This window comes from Actinosynnema sp. NPDC037264 (genome assembly GCF_055603705.1).
This window is the reverse complement of the sequence record NZ_JBVJVK010000003.1, coordinates 17,722-39,625: the sequence shown is the minus strand read 5'-3', so window position 1 is coordinate 39,625 and position 21,904 is coordinate 17,722. Positions and strand designations below refer to the sequence as shown.

The 21,904-nt window shown below is 71.6% G+C and carries 20 protein-coding genes; 17 read left to right on the top strand and 3 right to left on the bottom strand.

Annotated elements, in window-relative coordinates; genetic code table 11:
- Positions 1 to 81: 81 nt before the first annotated feature.
- Positions 82 to 600, bottom strand: coding sequence for a hypothetical protein (locus ACZ7GX_RS04815; RefSeq protein ID WP_498772913.1), 519 nt, complete (start codon positions 598 to 600; stop codon positions 82 to 84).
- Between the two features lie 9 nt (positions 601 to 609).
- Positions 610 to 957, bottom strand: coding sequence for an NIPSNAP family protein (locus ACZ7GX_RS04810; protein WP_498772911.1), 348 nt, complete (start codon positions 955 to 957; stop codon positions 610 to 612).
- A gap of 795 nt (positions 958 to 1,752) precedes the next feature.
- Between ACZ7GX_RS04810 and ACZ7GX_RS04805 the strand changes: the two genes are divergently transcribed.
- The 15 genes from ACZ7GX_RS04805 (at position 1,753) to ACZ7GX_RS04735 (ending at position 18,973) form a co-directional block, all read left to right on the top strand.
- On the top strand, positions 1,753 to 2,091 hold the full coding sequence (locus ACZ7GX_RS04805; protein ID WP_498773448.1) for an MmcQ/YjbR family DNA-binding protein: 339 nt from the start codon (positions 1,753 to 1,755) through the stop codon (positions 2,089 to 2,091).
- A 162-nt stretch (positions 2,092 to 2,253) separates the two neighbouring features.
- A complete protein-coding gene (gene pepN / locus ACZ7GX_RS04800) occupies positions 2,254 to 4,725 on the top strand; it encodes an aminopeptidase N (protein WP_498772909.1) in 2,472 nt (823 codons plus the stop codon).
- Positions 4,722 to 5,720: an NAD(P)/FAD-dependent oxidoreductase gene (locus ACZ7GX_RS04795; protein WP_498772908.1), complete on the top strand. Its 999-nt coding sequence runs from the start codon at positions 4,722 to 4,724 to the stop codon at positions 5,718 to 5,720. Before pepN ends, ACZ7GX_RS04795 begins: the two co-directional genes overlap by 4 nt.
- A complete protein-coding gene (locus ACZ7GX_RS04790) occupies positions 5,717 to 6,193 on the top strand; it encodes a VOC family protein (RefSeq protein WP_498772906.1) in 477 nt (158 codons plus the stop codon). Before ACZ7GX_RS04795 ends, ACZ7GX_RS04790 begins: the two co-directional genes overlap by 4 nt.
- Before the next feature lie 262 nt (positions 6,194 to 6,455).
- The gene (locus ACZ7GX_RS04785; protein ID WP_498772904.1) at positions 6,456 to 7,490 is read left to right on the top strand and encodes a 3-oxoacyl-[acyl-carrier-protein] synthase III C-terminal domain-containing protein; all 1,035 of its coding nucleotides are present in this window, start codon (positions 6,456 to 6,458) and stop codon (positions 7,488 to 7,490) included.
- Positions 7,490 to 9,331: an HAD-IIIC family phosphatase gene (locus ACZ7GX_RS04780; RefSeq protein WP_498772902.1), complete on the top strand. Its 1,842-nt coding sequence runs from the start codon at positions 7,490 to 7,492 to the stop codon at positions 9,329 to 9,331. The genes ACZ7GX_RS04785 and ACZ7GX_RS04780 overlap by 1 nt, the downstream gene beginning before the upstream one ends.
- Positions 9,328 to 9,579: an acyl carrier protein gene (locus ACZ7GX_RS04775; protein WP_498772900.1), complete on the top strand. Its 252-nt coding sequence runs from the start codon at positions 9,328 to 9,330 to the stop codon at positions 9,577 to 9,579. The genes ACZ7GX_RS04780 and ACZ7GX_RS04775 overlap by 4 nt, the downstream gene beginning before the upstream one ends.
- A gap of 166 nt (positions 9,580 to 9,745) precedes the next feature.
- Positions 9,746 to 11,068 (top strand): lysine N(6)-hydroxylase/L-ornithine N(5)-oxygenase family protein, encoded by a 1,323-nt coding sequence (locus ACZ7GX_RS04770; protein ID WP_498773446.1) that lies wholly within the window; start codon positions 9,746 to 9,748, stop codon positions 11,066 to 11,068.
- Positions 11,069 to 11,087: 19 nt separating this feature from the next.
- The gene (locus ACZ7GX_RS04765; protein WP_498772898.1) at positions 11,088 to 11,459 is read left to right on the top strand and encodes a cupin domain-containing protein; all 372 of its coding nucleotides are present in this window, start codon (positions 11,088 to 11,090) and stop codon (positions 11,457 to 11,459) included.
- Complete coding sequence (locus tag ACZ7GX_RS04760; protein ID WP_498772896.1) at positions 11,456 to 13,087, top strand: class I tRNA ligase family protein; 1,632 nt, start codon at positions 11,456 to 11,458, stop codon at positions 13,085 to 13,087. The genes ACZ7GX_RS04765 and ACZ7GX_RS04760 overlap by 4 nt, the downstream gene beginning before the upstream one ends.
- A gap of 180 nt (positions 13,088 to 13,267) precedes the next feature.
- The gene (locus ACZ7GX_RS04755; protein WP_498772894.1) at positions 13,268 to 14,509 is read left to right on the top strand and encodes an ATP-grasp domain-containing protein; all 1,242 of its coding nucleotides are present in this window, start codon (positions 13,268 to 13,270) and stop codon (positions 14,507 to 14,509) included.
- 82 nt (positions 14,510 to 14,591) lie between these two features.
- On the top strand, positions 14,592 to 15,422 hold the full coding sequence (ddaH, locus tag ACZ7GX_RS04750) for a dimethylargininase (RefSeq protein WP_498772892.1): 831 nt from the start codon (positions 14,592 to 14,594) through the stop codon (positions 15,420 to 15,422).
- Positions 15,419 to 15,766 (top strand): avidin-fold protein, encoded by a 348-nt coding sequence (locus ACZ7GX_RS04745; RefSeq protein ID WP_498772890.1) that lies wholly within the window; start codon positions 15,419 to 15,421, stop codon positions 15,764 to 15,766. The genes ddaH and ACZ7GX_RS04745 overlap by 4 nt, the downstream gene beginning before the upstream one ends.
- Before the next feature lie 22 nt (positions 15,767 to 15,788).
- A complete protein-coding gene (locus tag ACZ7GX_RS04740) occupies positions 15,789 to 17,588 on the top strand; it encodes an ABC transporter substrate-binding protein (protein ID WP_498772888.1) in 1,800 nt (599 codons plus the stop codon).
- 68 nt (positions 17,589 to 17,656) lie between these two features.
- Positions 17,657 to 18,973, top strand: a complete 1,317-nt coding sequence (locus ACZ7GX_RS04735) for a cation:proton antiporter (RefSeq protein ID WP_498772886.1) — start codon at positions 17,657 to 17,659, stop codon at positions 18,971 to 18,973.
- Positions 18,974 to 19,074: 101 nt separating this feature from the next.
- On the opposite strand, the gene ACZ7GX_RS04730 is transcribed toward ACZ7GX_RS04735, so the two are convergent.
- The gene (locus ACZ7GX_RS04730) at positions 19,075 to 20,220 is read right to left on the bottom strand and encodes an RNA-guided endonuclease InsQ/TnpB family protein (protein WP_498772884.1); all 1,146 of its coding nucleotides are present in this window, start codon (positions 20,218 to 20,220) and stop codon (positions 19,075 to 19,077) included.
- Positions 20,221 to 20,328: 108 nt separating this feature from the next.
- Between ACZ7GX_RS04730 and ACZ7GX_RS04725 the strand changes: the two genes are divergently transcribed.
- Positions 20,329 to 21,573: an ATP-grasp domain-containing protein gene (locus tag ACZ7GX_RS04725; RefSeq protein ID WP_498772882.1), complete on the top strand. Its 1,245-nt coding sequence runs from the start codon at positions 20,329 to 20,331 to the stop codon at positions 21,571 to 21,573.
- Positions 21,573 to 21,904: MFS transporter (locus ACZ7GX_RS04720; protein ID WP_498772880.1), on the top strand; the 332-nt coding region annotated here is incomplete at its 3' end. The genes ACZ7GX_RS04725 and ACZ7GX_RS04720, both read left to right, overlap by 1 nt.

Here is a 21,904-nt window from a genome sequence, read left to right as displayed (position 1 = left end):
CCAAGCGGCGGGGGAAGGCGTTTGCCCCCCCCCCCCCTTCCCCCTCCCCCCCCCCCCCCCCCCCCCCCCCCCACGACGTGGTCAGACGGAGCCGGTGAAGCGGTCGTCCAGGTACGCGAGCTTGGCCTGCTCGTCGCGGTCGGAGTAGAGGTAGCGGATCCAGGCCTGCTGCTCGTGCAGCAGCGCGCCCATCTCCCACACGCACAGCACTTCCCGGTGCTTGCCCTGCTCCAGACGGCGGAAGCTGTCGTGCTGCTTCATGTCCCGGATGTAGACGGTCTCCCACATCTCGTTCTCGTTGCGCCAGGTGCAGACGATGAGGAAGTAGAAGTCGCCGCGGCACAGGTGGTGGATGACGAAGCCGAGGTCGCCGGAGATGTCCAGCTCGCCGGAGGCCGCTTCCGCGCGCAGGAACGACTTGGCCTGGTCGCGCAGCGCCGGGTCGACCACGTCCTGCGGCTCGCGCACCTCGTACCACTTCAGGTGCGCGTCGGGCAGGGCCAGGTCGTCGTCGGGCAGCGCGACGACGTCCTTGGCGTAGTGGCGGTAGTCGGCGTCGACGTTCGAGATGGCCGCGAGGTGCGACAGGTTCCTGGTCACCGGGCGATCCTAGGCAAACGCGCCGGGCTCGGACAGGAGCTTGACCGTGCTCTCGGGCACGGGCACCAGCGCCGTGCTGTAGTCGGCCATCATCTCGTTGATCGGGCCGTCGAACCGCGCCCACTCGGGCCGCTCGTACAGCGAGCCGGCGAGGCGGACGCGCTCCTCCATGCCGGGGAACGCGCGCACCAGGTGCCACTCGTCCTCGTCCAAAGGGGACGGTCCGAACGCGAGCACCGTGATGCCGATGCTGCGCATGAGCGGGATGGTGCCGTCACGGCTGATGCGGTCGAACTCGGCCCGGGTGCCGGGCTTGAGCTTGAACACGCGGGTTTCCAGCAGCCAGGGTTCGGTCATTCGGGCACTCCAAGGACGCGGCGGTAAGCCGAAGCGGGTTTGGGGTGCGCGCGGCTGGGGCGGGCCGAACGCCGGGCTCGCCGACGTTTCTACCGACGACGACACCGGCGCGCAAGGGGTGAACTAGGGTGCCGCGTCGTGAAACCGGATCTGAGCACCCTGCGCGCCGCCGTGTCCGAGTTCGGCGGCTCCACCACCCCGGAGAAGTCGTGGACGGTCCTGACCGCCGCCACCGCACCGGCGTTCGACCTGGGCGTCGCCGCGCACCGGGAGGCCGCGCACGTGTGGCTCAACGCGTGGGGTTGCCGCATCCGCACGCCCCGCCCGGGCGAGCCGCGCGTGCTGGACGAGGGCCTGGCGGCCTGGTGGGAGACGTGGCGGGACGCGCTGCCCGACGCCGGGACGTGGCTCGCCGACCTGACCGACGAGCAGGTGCGGCGGCTGGCCGAGGGCTTCGCCGCGCTGTCGGCGAGCACGGCGGCGGCCACGCCGCGCGGCACCCGGACGCTGGGTCCGACGGCGGCCTCCAAGCTGCTGTTCGCGCTGCGGCCCAACAGCCTCCCGCCGTGGGACAACATGATCGCCGACCGGCTGCACGGCGCCCGTGACGGCGCGGCGTACCGGGCGCACCTGCTGCTCACCCGCGGCTGGGCGGCGGACCTGCTGGCCGAGGCCGGCGTGCCCGAACCCGAGCTGCTGGCCGACCTCGGCCGGCCGGGGCGCTCGCTGGCGAAGGTCATCGACGAGTACTGCTACCTGGCGTTCACCCGCGGCTGGACGGCGCCGCGCCGGGGCGTGACCTCCGACGACGTGCGCCGGATCGCCCGGTCGCTCCCCCGCACGGAGGAAGCGCTGGTCCGCGATCGGGTCAAATTCCGCATCGGGCGCATCGTGTACCTCGCCCTGTCACCCGATGAGCTGACGATGGGATTCGCGTTCCCCAAGGAGGAGCGAGCGGCGCTCATTGCCTCGGACCCCGACAAATTCCATCCGCCGGTGACTTCGGACGAGAGGTACAACTGGGTTCGGGCCACTCTGTCTCGATTGGACGAGGCGGAGTTGACCGAGTTGGTCGTGGACGCTTGGCGCATGTGCGTGCCGAAACGCGTCGCGCGCGACTACCTGGGGCGATAGCGGCCCCGATACCGCCGGACGGGCGAAACGGCGGTATCGGGATGCTGCCCGAGCGGGTCATCAGCATTTCTTGGGCAGACCCTATAAGGGAACCGAATTGGGCCGTTGACGTGGCACAAGGCGTGTTTACGATCCTCCCTACCAAGCAGGAGGGGGCGCCGCATGGCCAGTTTGACCCGATCCGAAGCAGCCGCACGGGGCGCTTTATTGGAGGTCGACTCGTATCACGTGGACCTGGTGCTGACCGGCGACGGGAAAGTGTTTCGGTCTACGACGAAAATCGCTTTCACCGCCGAGCAGGGCGGGTCGACGTTCGTGGACGTGAAGCCGGAGGTGCTGCTGGGGGCCCGGCTCAACGACCGCGAGCTGGACGTGTCCGCCCTGGTGGACGGCCGGTTGCCGCTGACCGGGCTGGCCGCCGACAACGAGCTGGTCGTCGTCGCGGACATGGCGTACTCGCGGGAGTCCAAGGGGCTGCACCGCTACGTCGACCCGGCCGACGACCAGGTGTACGTGTACGGAGCGGTGTTCCTCGACCACGCTCCGCGCATCTTCGCGTGCTTCGACCAGCCGGACCTGAAGGCCCCGTTCACGTTCGACCTGACCGTCCCCGACGAGTGGACGGTCCTCGGCACGGGTGCGGCCACGAAGCTCGCGCCCGGCCGGTGGCGGGTCGTGCAGGAGGTGGCGCAGGCGACGTACCTGACCACGGTCGTCGCCGGCCCGTACGCCTCGTTCGAGACCGTGCACGACGGCGTGCCGCTCGGCGTGCACTGCCGCGCGTCGGTCGCCGAGGCGCTGGAGGCCGACATCCAGGAGGTCTTCGACGTCACGGCCCAGTGCCTCGACGAGTTCCACCGCCTGTTCGGCGTGCGCTACCCGTTCGGCCGGTTCGACCAGGTCTTCGCGCCCGAGTTCAGCTACCTGTCGCTGGACCACCCGGGGTGCGTGCTGCTCAAGGAGCTGTACCTGTTCCGGACGCCCGCCCCGCGCAGCGAGCACGAGACCCGCGCGGTGGTCATCGCGCACGGCCTGTCGCTGATGTGGTGGGCCGGCCTGGTGACCAACAAGTGGTGGGACGACCTGTGGCTGGGCCAGGCGTTCGCCGACTACCTGGCGCACCGGGTGCCCAGCGAGGTCACCGAGTTCACCGGCCCTCTGACGACGTTCTCCGCCCGCCGCAAGGGCCAGGCGTACACCGCCGACCAGCGACCCTCGACCCACCCGGTGTGGATCGACGGCGCGGACGCCATGTCCGCGCTGCTGGACCTGGACCGGATCTCGTACTTCAAGGGCTCCTCGGCGCTGCGGCAGCTCGCGCACCACATCGGCGACGACGCGATGCGCGAGGCGCTGCGGATCTTCTTCGCCCGGCACGCCTACGGCGCGGCGACGTTCTCGGACTTCAACGCGGCGATCGGCGAGGCCGTCGGCCGGGACATGTCCGACTGGGCGGCCCGCTGGCTGGGCACCGCGAACGTCACCACGCTGGCGCCGGACTTCACCGTCGCCGACGGCGTGATCACGTCGTTCGCCGTGACGCAGACCGCGCCGCCGTCGCACCCGACGCTCCGGCCGCACACCATCGACATCGGCCTGTACGGCGACGCGCACGAGACGGTCCGCGTGACCGTGGACGGCGAGCGCACCGAGCTGCCCGAGCTGGTGGGCCGCAAGGCCCCGAAGTTCCTGCTGCTCAACGAGAACGACCTGACCTACGCGAAGATCCGCTACGACGGCGCGTCGCGCCGGGCGCTGCCCGGGGTGCTGCCGACGCTCGCGCCGATCAACCGCGCGATGGTGTGGGCGCAGCTGTTGCAGGGCGTGGTGGACGGCGCGGTGCCCGCGACCGACCACCTGGACCTGGTGACGCGGATGCTCGGCTACGAGACCAAGCTGTCGATCGTGATCGAGGTGCTCGAACAGGCCCGCGTCGACGTGGCCGACCGGCTGCTGGACCCCGACCTGCGACCGGGGCTGCTCAAGGCCGTGGCGGACGCGGCACGCGACCGGCTGTCCCGCACCGCGCCGGAGGACGAGCTCGGCCTGGCGCTGCTGCGCGGCCTGGTGGAGTTCACCTCCGACACCTCGGAGCTGCGCGGCTGGCTGGACGGCGTGCCGCTGCCCGCCGGGCTGGAGCTGGACGCCGACCTGGCGTGGCGCGTGCGGTACCGGCTCGCGGTGCTGGGCGCGTTCACCGAGGCGGAGATCGACGAGGCCTACGCGGCGGACCCGAGCACGCACACCGAGCAGTTCGCGGTGAAGGCGCGGGCGGCGATCCCGACGGTCGAGGCGAAGCAGGCCGCGTGGCGCGCGATCACCACCGACGCCGAGCTGTCGAGCTACCGCCTGTGGTCCACCGCCGAGGGGTTCTGGCAGCCCGAGCAGCGGGAGCTGACCGCGCCGTACGTGGCCCGGTTCTTCACCGAGATCGTGGACGTCGCGCGGCTGCGCGAGGACAAGGTGCTGGACACGCTCGTGCTGTGGCTCTACCCGCGCTACGCCGCCGAACCGGGGACGATCGCGCGGGCCGAGGAGCTGTTCGCGCGTGACGACCTGCCCCTGCCGCTGCGCCGACGCGGCGCGGACCTGACCGACGACCTGCGCCGCGCCGTGCACGCGAGGCACGGGTGAGAGCGGCGGTGGTCGGCGGCGGCGTCGCGGGGGCGGCGCTGGCCTGGCGATTACGGGGCGCCGGTGCGGACGTGACGGTGTACGCGCCCGGTGCGGCCGACGCCTCGGGCGCGTCCGGTGGGCTGGTCCGCGGGTTCGAGGTGGACGCGGGCGCGGCCCGGGACGCCGCCGAGTCGCTGGCGGAGCTGCGGTCCGACGAACGGGTCCGGGACTGGGCGGGCTACCGGGAGACCGGGTCGGTGTACGTGACGGCCGACGACGTCACGCCGTCCGTGGACGCGGTCGAGGCGGTGCTGCCGGGTTCCGCGTCCGTGGTGGACGGCGTCGAGCTGGCGCGGCGCTTCGGGTTCCGGGACCTGCCGGCGGACGCGGCCGGGGTCGTGGAGCGGCACGCCGGGCACTTCTCCCCCGACCGGTTCCGCGGGAACGTGCTGCGGTGGCTGGGCGGGCACGGCGGCGACGTCCGCACCGAGCGGGTTGCCGAAGTCCTGCCGGGGCCCGCGGTGCGGACTTCCGCCGGCGTGACGGCGTTCGACGCGGTGGTCGTCGCGGCGGGCGCGTGGACGCCGCGGCTGGTCGGCGGCGAGCCGTTGCGGGCCAAGCAGATCCAGTACGGCCTCTACCGGCTGCCGATACCGTGCGTGGCGTCGTTCGTGGACGACCGGACCGGGCTGTACGGGCGGCCGGACCGCGACGGCGCGTTCCTGCTCGGCCTGGGGTGCGACCGCTGGGACGTCGACCCCGACGGGGTGACGCCCGACCACGACCTGGCCGCGCGGGTGCTCGACACGGCCCGCCGCCGGTTCGGCGTCGCGGACGGCGAGGTCGTGGCCGACCGGGTGGTGGCGTCGTTCGACTGCTACCGCTCACCAGGCGGGCTGCGCCTGGTGGACGTCGGCGACGGGGTGTCCACGTTCACCGGCGGCAGCGGCGGCGCGGCGAAGACAGTGCTGGCGGCGAGCCGGCGGGCGGCGGCGGAGCTGGTGGCGTCGTGATCCTCGGCATCGACCACGTCGGCCTGCTCACCGGGGACCCCGAGGGGGTGGGCACGCTGCTCGCCGTGCTCGGTCTGTCCAAAGTGGACGGGGGGGTCGCGGCCGACTACGGCGTCTCGTGCGACTTCTGGCAGGTGGGCGCGGATCCCGCGGCGCCGGCCGTGGAGGTGGTCGCGCCGACCCGGGAGGACTCGGCGGTGGCGGGACGGCTCGCGCGCGGACCGGGGCTCTACCACGTCGCGTTCGAAGTGGACGACCTGCGAGCCGAAGCGTCCCGCTTGCGCGCCAACGGTTTCGCGCTCGTGGACGCGGAGCCGTGCCGCGGCGCGCGGGACGGGATGGCGGTGCAGTACCTGTACGCGCCCAAGCCCGCCGGCGTGCTCGTGGAGCTGGTCCACTACGCCACCGCGCGCCGGGGCCTATCGCGGCCATCGGGAATCCCGATCGGCGCACCACCGGAAACCGGTCACTGAACATTGCTTCCGCCGCACTGGCGGTAAATAATTAACCACAGACGGTTGAGTAGCTGGCCAAGCAATCCGGCCGACTGGGCTCGTCGAATCCAGGGTTGCGTTTCATCGCACCATCTACGCACGTCAGCGCGTCGCGGACGTCAGGGGTGACGTCTTCGACGCACATCTTCCCGCTTTCCCGACAATTATCGCCAGGCCCGGGACGAATGTCCGGGGCGGACCTTCAACGTGCCGAAAAGCAGTCACAGGACAGGAGTGCTCCATGGCCAGCCAGCTCGTGGATTTCGGAGTCGCGGGCTTCGGGTACGCCACCGGCGAGGACCAGGACGTCGCGCAGACGGCCGGTGACTACGTGGGCGACCCCGAACGCGTCGTCCGGTGGGGCTACCACACGTTCCACCGCGCACCCGACGGCATGACCGCGACCGACCTGGCGACGCTCGCCGGGCAGGACGCGCTGGACCGCCTCGGCCTCGGGCCCAACGACGTCGACCTCGTCGTGGTGGCCGCCTCCGAGGTGCCCGACTACCACCACTGGGACACCTCCGCCGCCGTCGCGCGCCGGCTCAAGGTCGAGGGCACGACGCAGACGCTGCTGCTCACCGAGGGCTGCGCGTGCGGCGTCACGGGCCTCGGCTACGTCGCCGGTCTGCTCGCGCTCCAGCCCGAGCTGCAGACGGTGCTGTTCATCGCCGTCAACCGGGTCAGCGAGTTCCACCGCAACCGGATGAACGTCAACAACGCCGTGCACAGCGACGGCGCGGTGGCCGCCGTGCTCAAGCGCGGCCACGAGAACGTGAAGTGGCTGGCCACCGACCAGTTCGTGGACCCCGACCTGTCGGACTTCTTCCGCACGGAGGTCGGCGGCGCGGCGAACCCGCTCCCGTTCGACGGCTGGACCGCCAAGGACGCGCCTCCCGGGCACGCCCGCATCCAAGCGCACTTCGACAAGGACCCGGCGAAGCTGCGCGAGTTCGTCGCCACGCTGAACCAGCGCATCACCGACACCGTGGACAACGCGCTGCGCCGCGCCGGGCTGACCCGGGACGACCTCAAGCACGTCATCTACATCAACGACTCCACCGACACGATCGAGGAGGTCGCGGAGCCGTTCGGCGTCACGGTCGAGCACACCAACGCCGAGCTGTCGCTGGGCCACGGCCACATGGGCGCGGCGGACCAGCTGTTCTGCCTCGGCGAGCACATCGAGCGCGGCGACGTGAAGCCCGGCGACGTCGTGGCGCTGTGCGGGATCTCGATCGGCATGCGCTGGTACTGCACGTTGGTGCGGATCTGATGGGCGACCGGCCGGACCTGGTGGAGTCGTTGCGCGCGGCCGTGGCCGAGGGTCGCGCGCCGTCACCCGCGGACCTGACGCGGCTGGCGAGCGTGTCCGACCCGCTCGTGCTGCGCAAGGCGGGCAAGCTGTTGGCACGCCTGGAGGACGCCGAGGGCCTGCGGCCGCTGCGCGTGGCCGTGCTGGCGACGTGCACGATCGGCTCGTACGAGCAGATCCTCCGGGCGAGCCTGGTGTCGGCCGGCGTCCTGCCGGACCTGGCGCCCGGCCCGTACGGGCTGTTCGAGCTGACGCTGGCCACCGACCCGTTCGACGGCGTCGACCTGATCACGCTGCTGCTGGACGAGACCTGCTTCCTGCCCGACGACTGGGCCGCGACGGACGTCGACGGCCTGGCCGGGCACCTCGAAGCCCGGCTGGCGGACCTGCGGGGCCTGGTGCTCTCGGCGGTGGAGCGCTCGACCGCAACCGTGCTGCTGCACACCGTGCCGCTGCCCGCCCAGGTGCGCGACTCGGTGATCAGCTGGCGGGCGCGCGCCGCGCTGTCCAAGGCGTGGGCGAAGCTCAACGAGGGCCTGCTGGACCTCGCCGCGCAGCACCGCCAGGTGGCCGTGACCGACCTGGTGTCGGTGCTCGCGGACTCGCCGTTCCCGGCGCGCGACGACCGGCTGCACCGCTACGGCGACCTGCCCTACACCGACGGCGCGCTGTACCTGCTGGCGCGCGAGGTCCGGCGGTTCGCCCAGGCGCGGGCCGGCCTGTCCCGCAAGGTGCTGGCGCTGGACCTGGACAACACTCTGTGGGGCGGCGTGCTCGGCGAGGTCGGCGCGGAGGGCGTGCAGCTGGGCGGCCTGTACCCGGGCAACGCCTACCGCGAGGTGCAGCGCACCGCGAGCAGGCTGCGCGACCAGGGCGTGGTGCTGGTGCTGGCCAGCAAGAACGACGCCGACCTGGTGGACGAGGCGCTGACCGCCCACCCGGAGGTGCTGCTGCGGCCGGAGGCGTTCTCCGCCAAGGCGGTCAACTGGTCGCCGAAGGCGGGCAACCTGCGCGAGGCCGCCTCCGCCCTCGGCCTGGGCATCGGGTCGTTCGTGTTCCTGGACGACTCGCCGTTCGAGCGCGGTCACGTCGAGGAGGAGCTGCCCGAGGTCGTGGTGCTGCCCGCCGACGGCGACCCCGCGCACATCGTGCGGACGCTGCTGGCGCAGGGCTGGTTCGACGTCGCGGAGCTGACCGAGACCGACCTGGCGCGGCCGGAGCTGTACCGCAGCCGGACGCTGCGCAACGACTTCGCCGGCGGCTTCGGCTCCTCCGAGGACTACCTGCACGCGCTGGGCGTGCGGCTGGTCGTCGCGGAGGCGGACGGCTTCGCCGTGGCGCGCGTGGCGCAGCTGGCCGCCCGCACCAACCAGTTCAACCTGACCGGCCTGCGGTTCGACGAGGCCGAGACCGGTCGGCGCATCGCCGACCCGGACCACCTGGTCGTCACGTTCGCCGTGGCCGACCGGTTCGGCGACGAGGGCGTCATCGGCGCGGCGTGGGTCGACCGCTCCGCCGCCGAGTGGCACGTGGACAACCTGGTGCTCAGCTGCCGGGTGCTGGGGCGGGGCGTGGACCTGGCGATCGCCGCGTGGCTCGCCCGCCGGGCGCACGCCGCCGGCGCCACCGCGCTGCGCGGCCGGTACGTGCCGTCGAAGAAGAACGGCCTGGCCAAGGGTTTCTGGACCGACGCCGGGTTCGCCGACGAGGGCGACGGCGCGTACGCGCTGGCCCTGGACACCGGGCTGCCCGACGTGCCCGCGTGGATCAACCTGCTGGAAGGGAACGAGGTGGCCCGATGACCGACACCCCGACGACCGACACCACGGTGGAGCAGTCCGTGCTGGAGATCCTGGCCGGCGCGCTCGACGTGAGCGTCGACGTGCTGCGGGGCGATCCGGTGCTGGCCCGGCACGAGTGGGACAGCATCAGCTCGCTGGACGCCTTGGCCCAGTTGGAGAACCGGTTGGACGTGACGCTGGACCTGCGCGCGTTCCACGCCGCCCGGACCGTCGAGGACGTCGTGGCGCTGGTGCGCCCCGCTCCCTGACCCCGCCCTCCCGACGCCGGGGCCGCACGACGTACCCGGCGACGGGGGGGGGGGGGGGGGGACCCCCCCCCCCCGCCCCCCCCCCCCCCCCCCCCCCCCCCCCCCCCCCCCACGTCCCGCACTCCGGCACCGCCGCCGCGGCGCCACCCGACAAGGCTTGGAGACTGTGTTGGACCACCAGGATGTAGAACTGCTCGCGATCGGAGCGGGCCCGGCGAACCTGGCCCTCGCCGTCGCGCTGGAGGAGCTGTCCCCCGACCTCGCCGCACGCGCGCTCGTCGTGGAGCAGCACGACGACATCGTGTGGCAGCGCGGGATGCTGCTGCCCTGGTCGCGCAGCCAGGTGTCCTTCCTCAAGGACCTGGTGACGCTGCGGAACCCGACCAGCCCGTACTCGTTCGTCAACTACCTGCACTCGACGGGCCGCCTCGACGAGTTCATCAACCTCGGCACCTTCACGCCCTACCGCCTGGAGATCTCGGGCTACCTGGCGTGGGTGGCGCGGTCGTTGACGAAGGTCCGGCTCCAGCACGGACGGCGCGCGGTCGCCGTCGAGCCGCAGCACGGCGAGACCGGTTCGGTCGACCGGTGGCTGGTGCGGTTCGCCGACGGCAGCACGGTGTCGTGCGCGACGCTGGTCATCGGCGTCGGCCGCGACCCGCACCTGCCGACGGAGTTCGCGGCGCTGCCCAGGGAACGCGTGGTGCACAGCACCGAGTTCGTGACCCGGATCGGCGCGCTCGACCCGCAGGGCGAGCACCGCATCGTCGTGATCGGCGGCGCGCAGAGCGCGGCGGAGATGCTGTGGTCGGCGCACGAGACCTTCCCGCGCGCCAAGGTGACGATGGTGATGCGCTCGATCGGCCTCAACGGCTACGAGAGCAGCAAGTTCACCAACGAGCTGTTCTACCCGTCGTTCGTGGACAAGTTCAACGAGGCGCAGCCCGACGCGCGGACGCAGCTGCTGCGCGAGATGCACCGCACCAACTACGCGGGCCTCTCGCCGGCCATGCTGGACAACCTCTACCACACGATGTACCTGGAGAAGCTGACCGGCACCCAGCGGCTGTCGATGGTGACGATGGCCGAGGTCGTCGACTCCGCGCTGGTGGACGACGAGGTCGTGCTGACGCTGCTGGACCGCCGCACGGGCGAGCGCAGCGAGCTGCGCTGCGACCGGGTGATGCTCGGCACCGGCTTCGACAAGCGGATGCCGACCCTGGTGCGCTCGATGGCCGCCGAGGTCGGCCAGGAGGACTTCACCGTCACCCGCAACTACCGCCTCCAGCTGCCCGAGGCGGTGTCCGCCCGGGTGTACCTGCAGGGCGTGAACGAGGCCACGCACGGCATCGCGGACTCGTTGATCAGCGTCCTGGCGATCCGGGCCGCGGAGATCGTCGCCGACCTCGCCGACACCGGCGAGGACACCGTGCCCGTGGTGCCGCAGCGCGTCACCGAGCTGTTCGCCGAAGCACCCCAACCCGCCTGACCCGAGAGGAGCCGTCACCATGATGGAAATCCGCCCCCTGGACCGGGACAACCTGAAACTCGACAACGGCCTGGTCGCCCAGCGCCTGATGCCGTGGGACCTGGTCAACGCGCCGTTCGAGGGCTCCTGGTGCGTCGTGCGCCCCGGCGCCGAGTCGGGCGCCCACGGCCACCACGAGTACGAGATCTGGGTCGCCATGACCGGTGAGGCCGAGATCATCACGCAAGCGGGCGCCACGCCGTTCAAGGCCGGTGACGTCGTGCACTTCACGCCGCACGAGAAGCACCAGGTCGTCAACAAGGGCGCGGAGGACTTCCAGTTCTACGCGATCTGGTGGGACGCCGAGCTGGCCGGGAAGTTCGCCGCCCGCCACGAGGGAGCCGCCTCGTGACGACCCGTTCCCGACCGGCGATCGTCGTCGCCGCGACGCCCACGTCGAACGGCGACCTGCACGTCGGTCACATGTCGGGCCCGTACCTGGGCGGCGACGTGTACGCGCGCTACCTGCGCGCCACCGGTCGACAGGTGCTCTACACGACGTGCACCGACGACAGCCAGAGCTACGTGGTGTCCACCGCGCACCGCCGCGGCCTGGCGCCCGACGAGCTGGTGCGCACGTCGATGGCTAAGATCGAGCGGTCGCTGGACGCGATGGGCACGCTGATGCCCGGCCTGCCGCCGATCGACGACCGGTACCGCGCCACGGTGCTGGACTTCCTCAAGGAGCTGCACGCCGCCGGCCGGTTCCACCTCCGCAAGGTGCAGCTGCCCTACGCGCGCAACGCGGGCGCGTTCCTCTACGACGGCCTCGTCACCGGCACCTGTCCGTCGTGCCTGGCCGGCAGCTGCGGCGGCGCGTGCGAGAACTGCGGCCACCCGAACAACTTCGACGAGCTGCTCGACCCGAAGTACACCATCGACCCGAGCGACACCGTGGTGTACCGGGAGTGCGAGATCCTCGTGCTGCCGATGGAGGACTACCGCGAGCGGCTCACGTCCTACTACGCGGCGCGCACGCCCCGCTGGCGGCCGCACGCCCGGCAGCTGATCGGCGAGCTGCTGTCCAAGCCGCTGCCGGACATCCCGGTGACGATCCCCGGCACGTGGGGCATCGCCGCGCCGTTCCCGGAGACACCGGGCCAGATCGTCTACCCGTGGGTCGAGGCGATGCCCGCCTCGATGTACGCCACGTGGTGGACGGCGACGCAGCTGGGCCGTCCCACCGCGGGGGTCGACGAGCTCTGGCGCGCGGGCCACGACGCGGAGCTCGTGTACTTCCACGGCTTCGACAACGTCTACCACTGGGGCCTGGTCGACCTGGTGATGCTGCTCGCGCACGGCGACAAGTACACGACGCCGGAGTCCAACGTCTGCAACGAGTTCTACGACCTGGACGGCGAGAAGTTCTCCACCAGCCGCAACCACCTGATCTGGAGCGCGGACCTGCTGGCGGAGGTGCCGCGCGACCTGGTGCGGTTCTACCTGGCGCTGACCGGTCCGGAGTTCCAGCGGGCGAACTTCACCCGCGACGCGCTGCACTCGACGACCACGCGCCGGCTGATCACGCCGTGGAACGAGCTGGCCGAGGCCATCGCGCTGGCCATGGTGGGCGTGGACGGCACCCGTCCGCTGCCCACCACCGAGGCCGGGCGCTGGCGCGCGGCGACCGTGCTCAAGCGGTTCCGGCTGTGCTACGACCTGCCCGGGTTCAGCATGGGCCGCGCCGCGGAGACGATCGTGACGCAGCTCGGGCGGCTGCGGTCGCTGGCCGACGCGGTGGACCACCGCCGCAACGGCAAGGCGCCGACGCAGCCCGGCGACCTGCTGCTGGAAGCGCGCACGCTGCTCGCGTGCGCCGCGCCGATCCTGGTCGACGTGGCGGCCGACGTGTCCGCGCAGGGCGTCGACCTGGCCATCAGCGACGACATGCCGGCCGAGATCCGGCCGTTCCGGTTCCCGTCGCTGCCCGGCACGCACGCGCGGGCCGAGCAGCACGCGGCCCTCGACGGCGTGAGCTAGTGCCGTGACCGGCGACCTTCGCCGCGCCTTCAGGGCGCTCGGCGGGGCGCCTCACGGCACCGGCCCCACACCCACAGCCAACCAGGATGAGGAACGCGGGGCCGGCACCGCGATCCACCCGTCCGACCGTCGGAATCCGGGGCGAAGGCCGCCGGCCGCGGCACTAGGAGGCGACCCACCGTGAAGCTGCTGACCATCGAGACCCGCCAGTACCTCGAGTACTACCACTCGCGCTACCGGCAGGTGCAGGACCTGGGCGTGGACCTGTACGTGCTCAACGGCGAGGGCACCGAGGACTTCTGGCCCGCCGACCGCTACCGCCTGGTGGGGTCGAAGAACATCGACGAGATGATCGCCACCGCCAAGCAGTGGCACGCCACCGAGTCGTTCGACGGCGTGATCACGTTCTCCGAGGCGGCCGTGGTGGCGGTCGCGGCGATCGCCGAGGCCCTCGGGCTGCCCGGCATCGGCGTCGAGGCGGCGCTGAACAGCCGCAACAAGTACCTGATGCGGCAGGCGCACGAGAAGGCCGGCGCGCCGATCCCCGGCTTCCGGTTCGTCACCTCGCTGGCCGAGGCGAAGGCGGCGGCGGACGAGTTCGGCTACCCCGTGATCGTCAAGCCGACGCTGGGCGCGGGCAGCCACTTCGTGTTCCGCTGCGACGACGACGCCGAGCTGACCGAGCACTACGAGCAGGCCGCGCAGGGCATCCAGGACCTCTTCTGGGCCAACTCCGAGGCGGACGGGATCGACCTGGGCCCCAACGGGCTGCTCGTCGAGTCCTTCCTGGACGGCAAGGAGTACCTGATGGAGGCCGTCGCGTGGGACGGCGAGGTGTACCTCGGGTCGGTGGTGGACCGCATCACCGCCGAGGGCGGCACGTTCGACGACGACGTGCACCACGCGCCGACGTCGATGAGCCCGGACGACCTGAAGGCCGTGCACGAGGTCGTCACCGCGGGCGCGCTGGCGCAGGGCCTCACCAACAGCGTGATGCACGCCGAGGTCCGCTTCCACCAGGGCAAGCCGTACCTGCTGGAGATCGCGGCCCGGGTCGGCGGCGGCGGGCTGGACATGATCGCCCGCATCACCGCCGAGCACGACCCGATCGCGGCCGTCGTGGACATCGGCGCCGGACGGCGGCCGAACGTCCGCCACTTCCGGCCCACCGGCACGCACATCGCCGCGATGTGCCTGATCTCCGACGCCGGGGTGGTGCGGGAGGTGCGCGTGCCCGAAGAGGTGTCCACTTCGGACCGCGTGTTCCTGCTCAAGATCACCGCACGACCCGGTGACGTGGTCAAGCGCCCGCCGGACGGCAACACGATCATCGGCTTCCTCGGTGCCACCGGCACGTCCGAGGCCGACGCCTTCGCCCTGATGAACGACTACGCAGCCAAGATCGAGGTCGATTTCCAGTAGCGCCACACCGCAGGCGTCGCCGGCCCTCCGCGTCACATGTGGCGGACCGGTGGCGCCACCGGCCAGAGAGGACTCCACCGCCGTGTCCGAGCCCGAGCAACGCACCGCGCGCCGCCGCAGGTACCTGATGTGCCCGCCGGAGCACTTCGACGTCTCCTACTCCATCAACCCGTGGATGAACCCCGAGAAGCCGACCGACGCGTCCATCGCCCTGCTCCAGTGGAGCCGGCTGCGGTCGCTGTACCTCGACCTCGGCCACGACGTCGAGCTGATCGAGCCCGAGCCCGGGCTGCCGGACATGGTGTTCGCCGCGAACGGCGCGACCGTGGTGGACGGCCGGGTCCTGTCGGCGCGGTTCCGGTTCCGGCAGCGCGAGGCGGAGGGCCCGGCGTACCTGGAGTGGTTCCGCGAGCACGGCTTCCGCACGCACGAGGCGTTCTGGGTGAACGAGGGCGAGGGCGACTACCTGCTGGTGGGCGACCGGATCCTGGCCGGCACGGGCTTTCGCACCGACCAGCGCTCGCACGTGGAGGCGGCCCGGTTCTTCCGGCGCGAGGTCGTCACGCTCGACCTGGTCGACCCGCGGTTCTACCACCTGGACACCGCGCTGGCGGTGCTCGACGACGACCTGATCATGTACTACCCCGAGGCGTTCTCGACGTGGAGCAGGGGCGTGCTGCGCTCCCTGTACCCGAACGCCGTGATCGCCGGCGACCACGACGCCGAGGTGTTCGGCCTCAACGCCGTCAGCGACGGCAAGCACGTCCTGCTGGCGCAGGAGGCCACGCACCTGGCCGACCAGCTCGCCGACCGGGGCTTCACGCCCATTGGTGTCGACCTGTCCGAACTTCTCAAATCCGGCGGCAGCGCGAAGTGCTGCACGCTCGAACTGCGTGGGGAGCCAGCTCGATGATCAACTACGACGGCAAGAGGTTCCACCCGGTCACCGGTGGCGGCCCCGAGGAGAGCCGGGTCGCCGTGTACCACCAGGACGGCGACCTGCTCTGGGGCGAGTTCCTCGGCGGCAAGGCCCGCCGCGGCGCGCTGACCGGCACCGCGAAGCCCGACGGTGCGCTGGACTTCGCCTACTGCATGGTGCTCGACGACGGCCAGGTCATCTCCGGGCACTGCCGCAGCACGCCGAAGGTGCTCGACGACGGTCGCATCCGCCTCGACGAGGTGTGGGAGCGCTTCGGCGAGCACGCCGCGTCCGGCGTCTCGACCATCGAGGAAATCCCCGCCCAGACCGCGAACTGACCCGAGAGGCCGACGAGCAGCCATGACTTCCGCGAGCACCATCACCGCCCGCCCGGAGGGCACGCCGCGCAAGGGCGGCGTCGTGACGTGGGCGTGCGCGCCGGGCTTCCCGCCCGCCGTGATCTTCCCGTTCACGCCGGCCGAGCGCATGGGCACCCGCAACATCCTGGAGTTCCAGGCGCTGATGTACCGGACGCTGTACTACTTCGGCAGCGACGGCACGCCGAACGTGGACTACGCGCAGAGCATCGGCGAGGAGCCGGTGTGGAGCGAGGACGGCCTGACCGTGCGGGTCAAGGTCAAGCCGTGGAAGTGGTCCAACGGCGAGACGCTGTCCGCCGAGAACGTGCTGTTCTGGGTGAACCTGATGAAGGTCAAGGGCTCCCGGTACGGCGAGTACGTGCCGGGCTACTTCCCGGACAACCTGACCGACTACGGCAAGGTCGCCGACGACGAGGTGTTCTTCACCTTCGACAAGGCCTACTCCAAGCACTGGGTGCTCTACAACCAGCTCAGCACGATCACGCCGCTGCCCAAGGCGTGGGACCGCACCGAGGCGGGCCCGGCGAACGCCTCCGGCGACCTCGCCGACGTCGAGGCGGTCTACGAGTACCTGATGGCGCAGCAGGGCAACATCGTCGACGAGGGCAACGCCCACCGCACCAAGTGGGCCGACAGCCCCATCTGGAGCATCGTGAGCGGCCCGTGGCGGCTCAAGAGCTACACGCTGGAGGGCGTGGTCACGTTCGTGCCCAACGAGCACTACTCGGGACCGAACAAGCCGTACCTGGACGAGTTCCGCCAGGTGCCCACGTTCTCCGACGAGGAGCAGTACGAGATGCTGAAGGCGGGCCCGGACGCCGAGAACGGCATCCAGGTCGGCTACCTGCCGCTGAGCTTCGCCACGGAGCCCGCGGTCGACCCGGTGGTCGGCGGGCCGAACCCGTTGACCGAGTACACGATGTTCCCGCAGTCGGCGTTCTGCATCCGGTACATCTCGCTGAACTTCAACAACCCCACCGTGGTCGGCAAGATGTTCGCCCAGACCTACCTGCGCCAGGCGTTGCAGACCTGCCTGGACCAGGACACCGCGGTGCGCGACATCTACCAGGGCTACGCGTACCGGCAGAACGGCCCGGTGCCGATGTACCCGAAGACCGACTACGTCTCGCCGCGCCAGCGCGAGGGCGCGTGGCCGCTGCCGTTCTCCCCCGGGAAGGCCAAGGCGCTGCTGGAGGCGAACGGCTGGGACACCAGCGTCACGCCCGCGGTGTGCGTGCGGCCGGGCACGGGTCCGGGCGAGGCGGGCGCGGGGATCCCCGCGGGCACGAAGCTGTCGATCCTGCTGCGCTACGTGGAGGGCCGCCCGGCCCTGACCCGGGTGATGGAGAACTTCCGCGACGCCGCCGCCGAGGCGGGCATCGAGCTGCGGCTCGAGGAGGTGTACGGGTCGATCCTCGTGGCCGAGGACGCGCCGTGCGAGCCGACCGCCACGACGCCGTGCACGTGGGAGATGTGCTGCTGGAACGGCGGCTGGGCCTACCACCACCCGACCGGCGAGATCCTGTTCTCCACCAAGGCGGGCGGCAACTTCGGCTTCTACACCGACCCGAAGGCCGACGCGCTGATCGAGCGCACCGTCACCAGCGACGACCTGGACGTGCTCTACGAGTACCAGGACTACATCGCCAACGAGGTGCCGGTGATCTTCACACCGAACTTCCCCATCCGGCTGTTCGAGGTCGCCAACACCCTCGGCGGCTTCGGGCCGATCAACCCGTACGGGATGATCAACCCGGAGAACTGGTACTACCGCGACTGATCCCCGAGGCACGGGGTCCGCACCGGGCCCCGTGCCTCTTCTCCACCGCTCAACAGGGGGTCCCGCCCGTGGTCCTGTCCGCCGCGCCGCCGAGCACGCTCGGCGCGCATCCGCTGCTCATGTTCCTGCTCCAGGTCGCCGTGCTGCTGGGCGCGGCGATCTTGCTCGGGCGGCTCGCCGTCCGGTTCGGGATGCCCGCCGTCGTCGGCGAACTGGCCTCCGGCGTCGTGCTCGGGCCGTCGCTGCTGGGCGCGTTCGCCCCGGTGTTCGACGTGCCGGCCCAGCTGCACCTGCTCGACGCCGTCGGCCAGATCGGCGTGCTGCTGCTGGTGGGGTTCACCGGCATGCACCTCGACCTCGGCCTGGCACGCCGACAGCGCCGGGCCGCCACCTGGGTCGGCGCGGGAGGCCTGCTCATACCGCTGGGGCTCGGCGTCGGCGCCGGGTTCCTGCTGCCCGCCGCCATGCTCGGCCCGGCGGCGGACCGGCCGGTCTTCGCGCTGTTCCTCGGGGTGGCGGTGTGCGTGAGCGCCATCCCGGTGATCGCCAAGGTGCTGCTGGAGATGAACCTGCTGCACCGCGACATCGGGCAGCTCACCGTCACGGCCGCCGCCGTGGACGACGTGGTCGGCTGGTCGCTGCTGGCCGTGGTGTCCGGGATGGCCGCCTCCGGGCTGACCGCCGGGCACGTGGCGTGGTCGCTGGGCGCGCTGGCGCTGGTGCTCGTGCTGGCCCTGGCGGTGGTGCGGCCGGTGGCGCGCGGCTCGCTGCGGCTCGCCGAGCGCTCCGGCGACCCGGGGGTGACCGTGGCCGTGGTCGTGCTGCTGGTGATAGCGTCCGCCGCCGGCACGCACGCCTTGGACTTGGAGCCGGTGCTGGGGGCGTTCGTGTGCGGCCTGGTCATCTCGTCGGTCGGCGGTGTCGCCCGTGAGCCGCTGGCGGTGCTGCGCACGTTCGTGATGGGCGTCCTGGCGCCGCTGTTCTTCGCGACGGCGGGGCTGCGGATGGATCTCACGGCCCTGCGCCACCCCGCCGTGCTCGGCACGGCGCTGGCCGTGCTGCTGCTGGCCGTGGTCGGCAAGTTCACCGGCGCCTACGCGGGCGCGCGGCTGGCCGGGCTCGGCCACTGGGAAGGTCTCGCGCTCGGCGCGGGGCTCAACGCGCGCGGTGTCATCGGCGTGATCGTGGCGCTGGTCGGCCTGCGGCTGGAGGTGCTGTCGACCGAGGCTTACACGGTCGTGGTGCTGGTGTCGGTCGTGACGTCGCTGATGGCGCCGCCGACGTTGCGGTACGCGGCACGGCGGATCGCCGTGACCGACGAGGAACGCCGGCGCGAGAAGGCGTTCGGCGGTGTGCACGTCCTATCGAAAGTGGAGCCCCGTTGACGTCCTCCCCTCCCTGAAGGGAGGGGTTTCCCCGTCGGGCTCACGCCCGACGGTTCCTGTTTCCGTTCCCCGAGGGGAGGTTGCGCCGGATGCCTCGTCGACTAGCGTCGGGTCGGTCTGACTCCGGCTCCACAGGCAGTGGCCGCCCGTCCGGCGGCCAGGATGTTGCGCGACGCGTTGACGTCGCGGTCGTGCGTGGTGCCACAGCCGGGGCAGGTCCAGGCCCGGACGTTCAGCGTCAACCGGTCCAGGAGGTGCCCGCAGTGCGAGCAGGTCTTCGTGCTGGGGAACCAGCGGTCGACCACGACCAGCTCGCGGCCGTACCACTCCGCCTTGTACTCCAGCATCTCCCGGAACGTGGTCCAGGCCGCGTCGGAGATGGCGCGGGCCGGCTTCCGGTTGCGGACCATGTTGCGGACGGCCAGATCCTCGATCACGACCACTTGGTTCTCGCGGACGAGTCGGGTCGACAGCTTGTGCAGCAGGTCCCGACGGCGGTCGCCGATGCGGGCGTGGACCCGTGCGACCCGCAGCCGGGCCTTGGCCTGGTTGTTGCTGCCCTTCTCCTTGCGCGCCAGCACCCGCTGGGCGCGGGCCAGGCGGTCCCGGTCACGGCGCTCGTGCCGGGGGTTGGCGATCTTCTCCCCGGTCGAGAGGGTCAACAGGCTCGTGAGCCCGGCGTCGATTCCGACCCACTCCCGCGCGGGCGGCAGGTGCTCGATCGTGGTCTCCACCAGGATCGACACGTGCCAGCGGCCGGACGGGTCCAGCGACACCGTCACCGTGGACGGCTCCGCTCCCTCCGGCAGGGGCCGCGACCACACGATGGCCAACGGCTCTGCCATCTTCGCCAGCGTGAGCCGGCCGTCGCGCCACCGGAATGCGGACTTCGTGTACTCGGCGGACGCTCGGCCGCGCTTGCGGGACTTGAACCGCGGGTAGCGGGACCGCTTGTCAAAGAACGCGGCGAACGCAGACTGGAGGTGCCGCAGGCCCTGCTGCAACGGGACCGAGGAGACCTCGTTGAGGAACGCCAGCTCGTCGGTCTGCTTCCACTCCGTGAGCAGCGCGGAGGTCTGCGCGTAGTTCACGCGCCGCTGTTCGGTGTACCAGGCGGAGTTCCGGGCCTCCAACGCCCGGTTGTAGACCAGGCGGACACACCCGAACGTCCGACGCAGCTCCGTCTCCTGAGCAGGGGTGGGCGCGAAGCGGTACCGGTACGCCCGCTTCACCACCGACCGCCTCACGCCTCACGTACTACCACCTGAATAGGTAAAGCCCTCGACGCCCGTCGTGACCGGGGCATCGATTCCTTCCCCGCCTGAAGGCGGGGGTTCCCACCGACAGGAGCACAGATGAGCAAGACCGACCAGCGGCCCCTCCTGCTCGTGGTCGCGACCGGCATGCGGTTGTACCGCGAGTACCTGCTGCGCTCGATCAGCGCGGAGTACCGGGTGCACCTGTTCCTGACCGCCGAACCCGACTGGGAGAAGGAGTACGTGTCCGGCTGGACCGTGCTGCCCTCCACCACCGACGGGCCGGCCATGGCGGCGGCAGCGGCGGAGATCCACGCTGGCACGCCGTTCTCCGGTGTGCTGTGCTGGGACGAGGTGCGCATCCACGCCACCGCGTTCGTCGCGCGCGCCTTAGGGCTGCGCAACGGCGACCCGGACGTGATCTGGCGCCTGCGCGACAAGGGCGGCACGCGCGCGGCGCTGAAGGCGTCGGGCGTGCCGCAGCCCCGGTCGATCCCGGTCAAGACCGTGGACGAGGCGGTGGCGGCGGCGGCCGAGGTCGGGTACCCGGCGATCCTCAAGCCGCGCGGCCTCGGCGCGAGCCTGGGCGTGATCAAGGTCCACGACGAGGACGAGGTGCGCGCGAACTTCGCGTTCACCGAGGCGGCGCGCGGACCGGAGCCGGTGGTGTTCGACACCGACCAGCCGATCCTGGTCGAGGAGTTCGTGTCGGGCGAGGAGATCAGCGTCGACTCGGTGGTGCGCGACGGTGTCGTCACGCCGCTGTTCGTCGGCCGCAAGGTCGTCGGCTACCACCCGTACGCCGAGGAGGTCGGCCACTTCGTGGACGCCTCCGACCCGCTGCTGACCGACGACGTGCTGCTCGACGTGGCCCAGCGGACGCACAAGGCGCTGGGCTTCACCGACGGCATCACGCACGCCGAGTACATGCTGACCGCCGAAGGTCCCAAGGTCATCGAGGTCAACGGCCGCCTCGGCGGCGACATGATCCCCTACCTCGGCCTGCTCGCCACGGGCGTCGACCCGGGTCTGGTCGCGGCGGGCGCGGCCACCGGCGGCGCGGTGGACGTCGAGCACGCGCACGACCGCGTGGCGGGCATCCGGTTCTTCTACGTCGCGGAGGAGGACACCACGCTCGGCTCGCTGGCGTTCGACTCGGCCAAGCTGCCCGAGGGCATCGACCGCGTCGTCACGGTCGCGCAGCCGGGGGCGGTCGTCTCACCGCCGCCCAAGGGCACGGTCTGGGGCCGCATCGCGTTCGCCATCGCCACCGGCGCCTCGCGCGACGAGGTCGCCGCCCGGCTCGACGCGGCCGAAGCCGCGCTGGACGTGACGAGCGCCTGATGACGACCGCGAAGAACACCGACCAGGGCATCTGGCGGACGTTCGTCGAATCGCCGGCGGCCGTGAAGGCCGTGCTGGCCGGCGTGTTCGTGAACAAGGTCGGTGGGTTCCTCAACATCTTCCTGGTGCTGTTCCTGACCGCACGGGGCTTCTCGGCCGGCCAGGCGGCGACGGCGTTGGGCGTCTACGGCGTCGGCAACGTCATCGGCGTCCTGGTCGGCGGCGCGCTGGCCGACCGGCTCGGCGCGCGCAACTCCACCGTGCTCAGCATGGGTGGCGCGGCGGTCGTCACCGCCGCGCCTCTCTCCCTCCCCGACTCCCCACCCCCCGT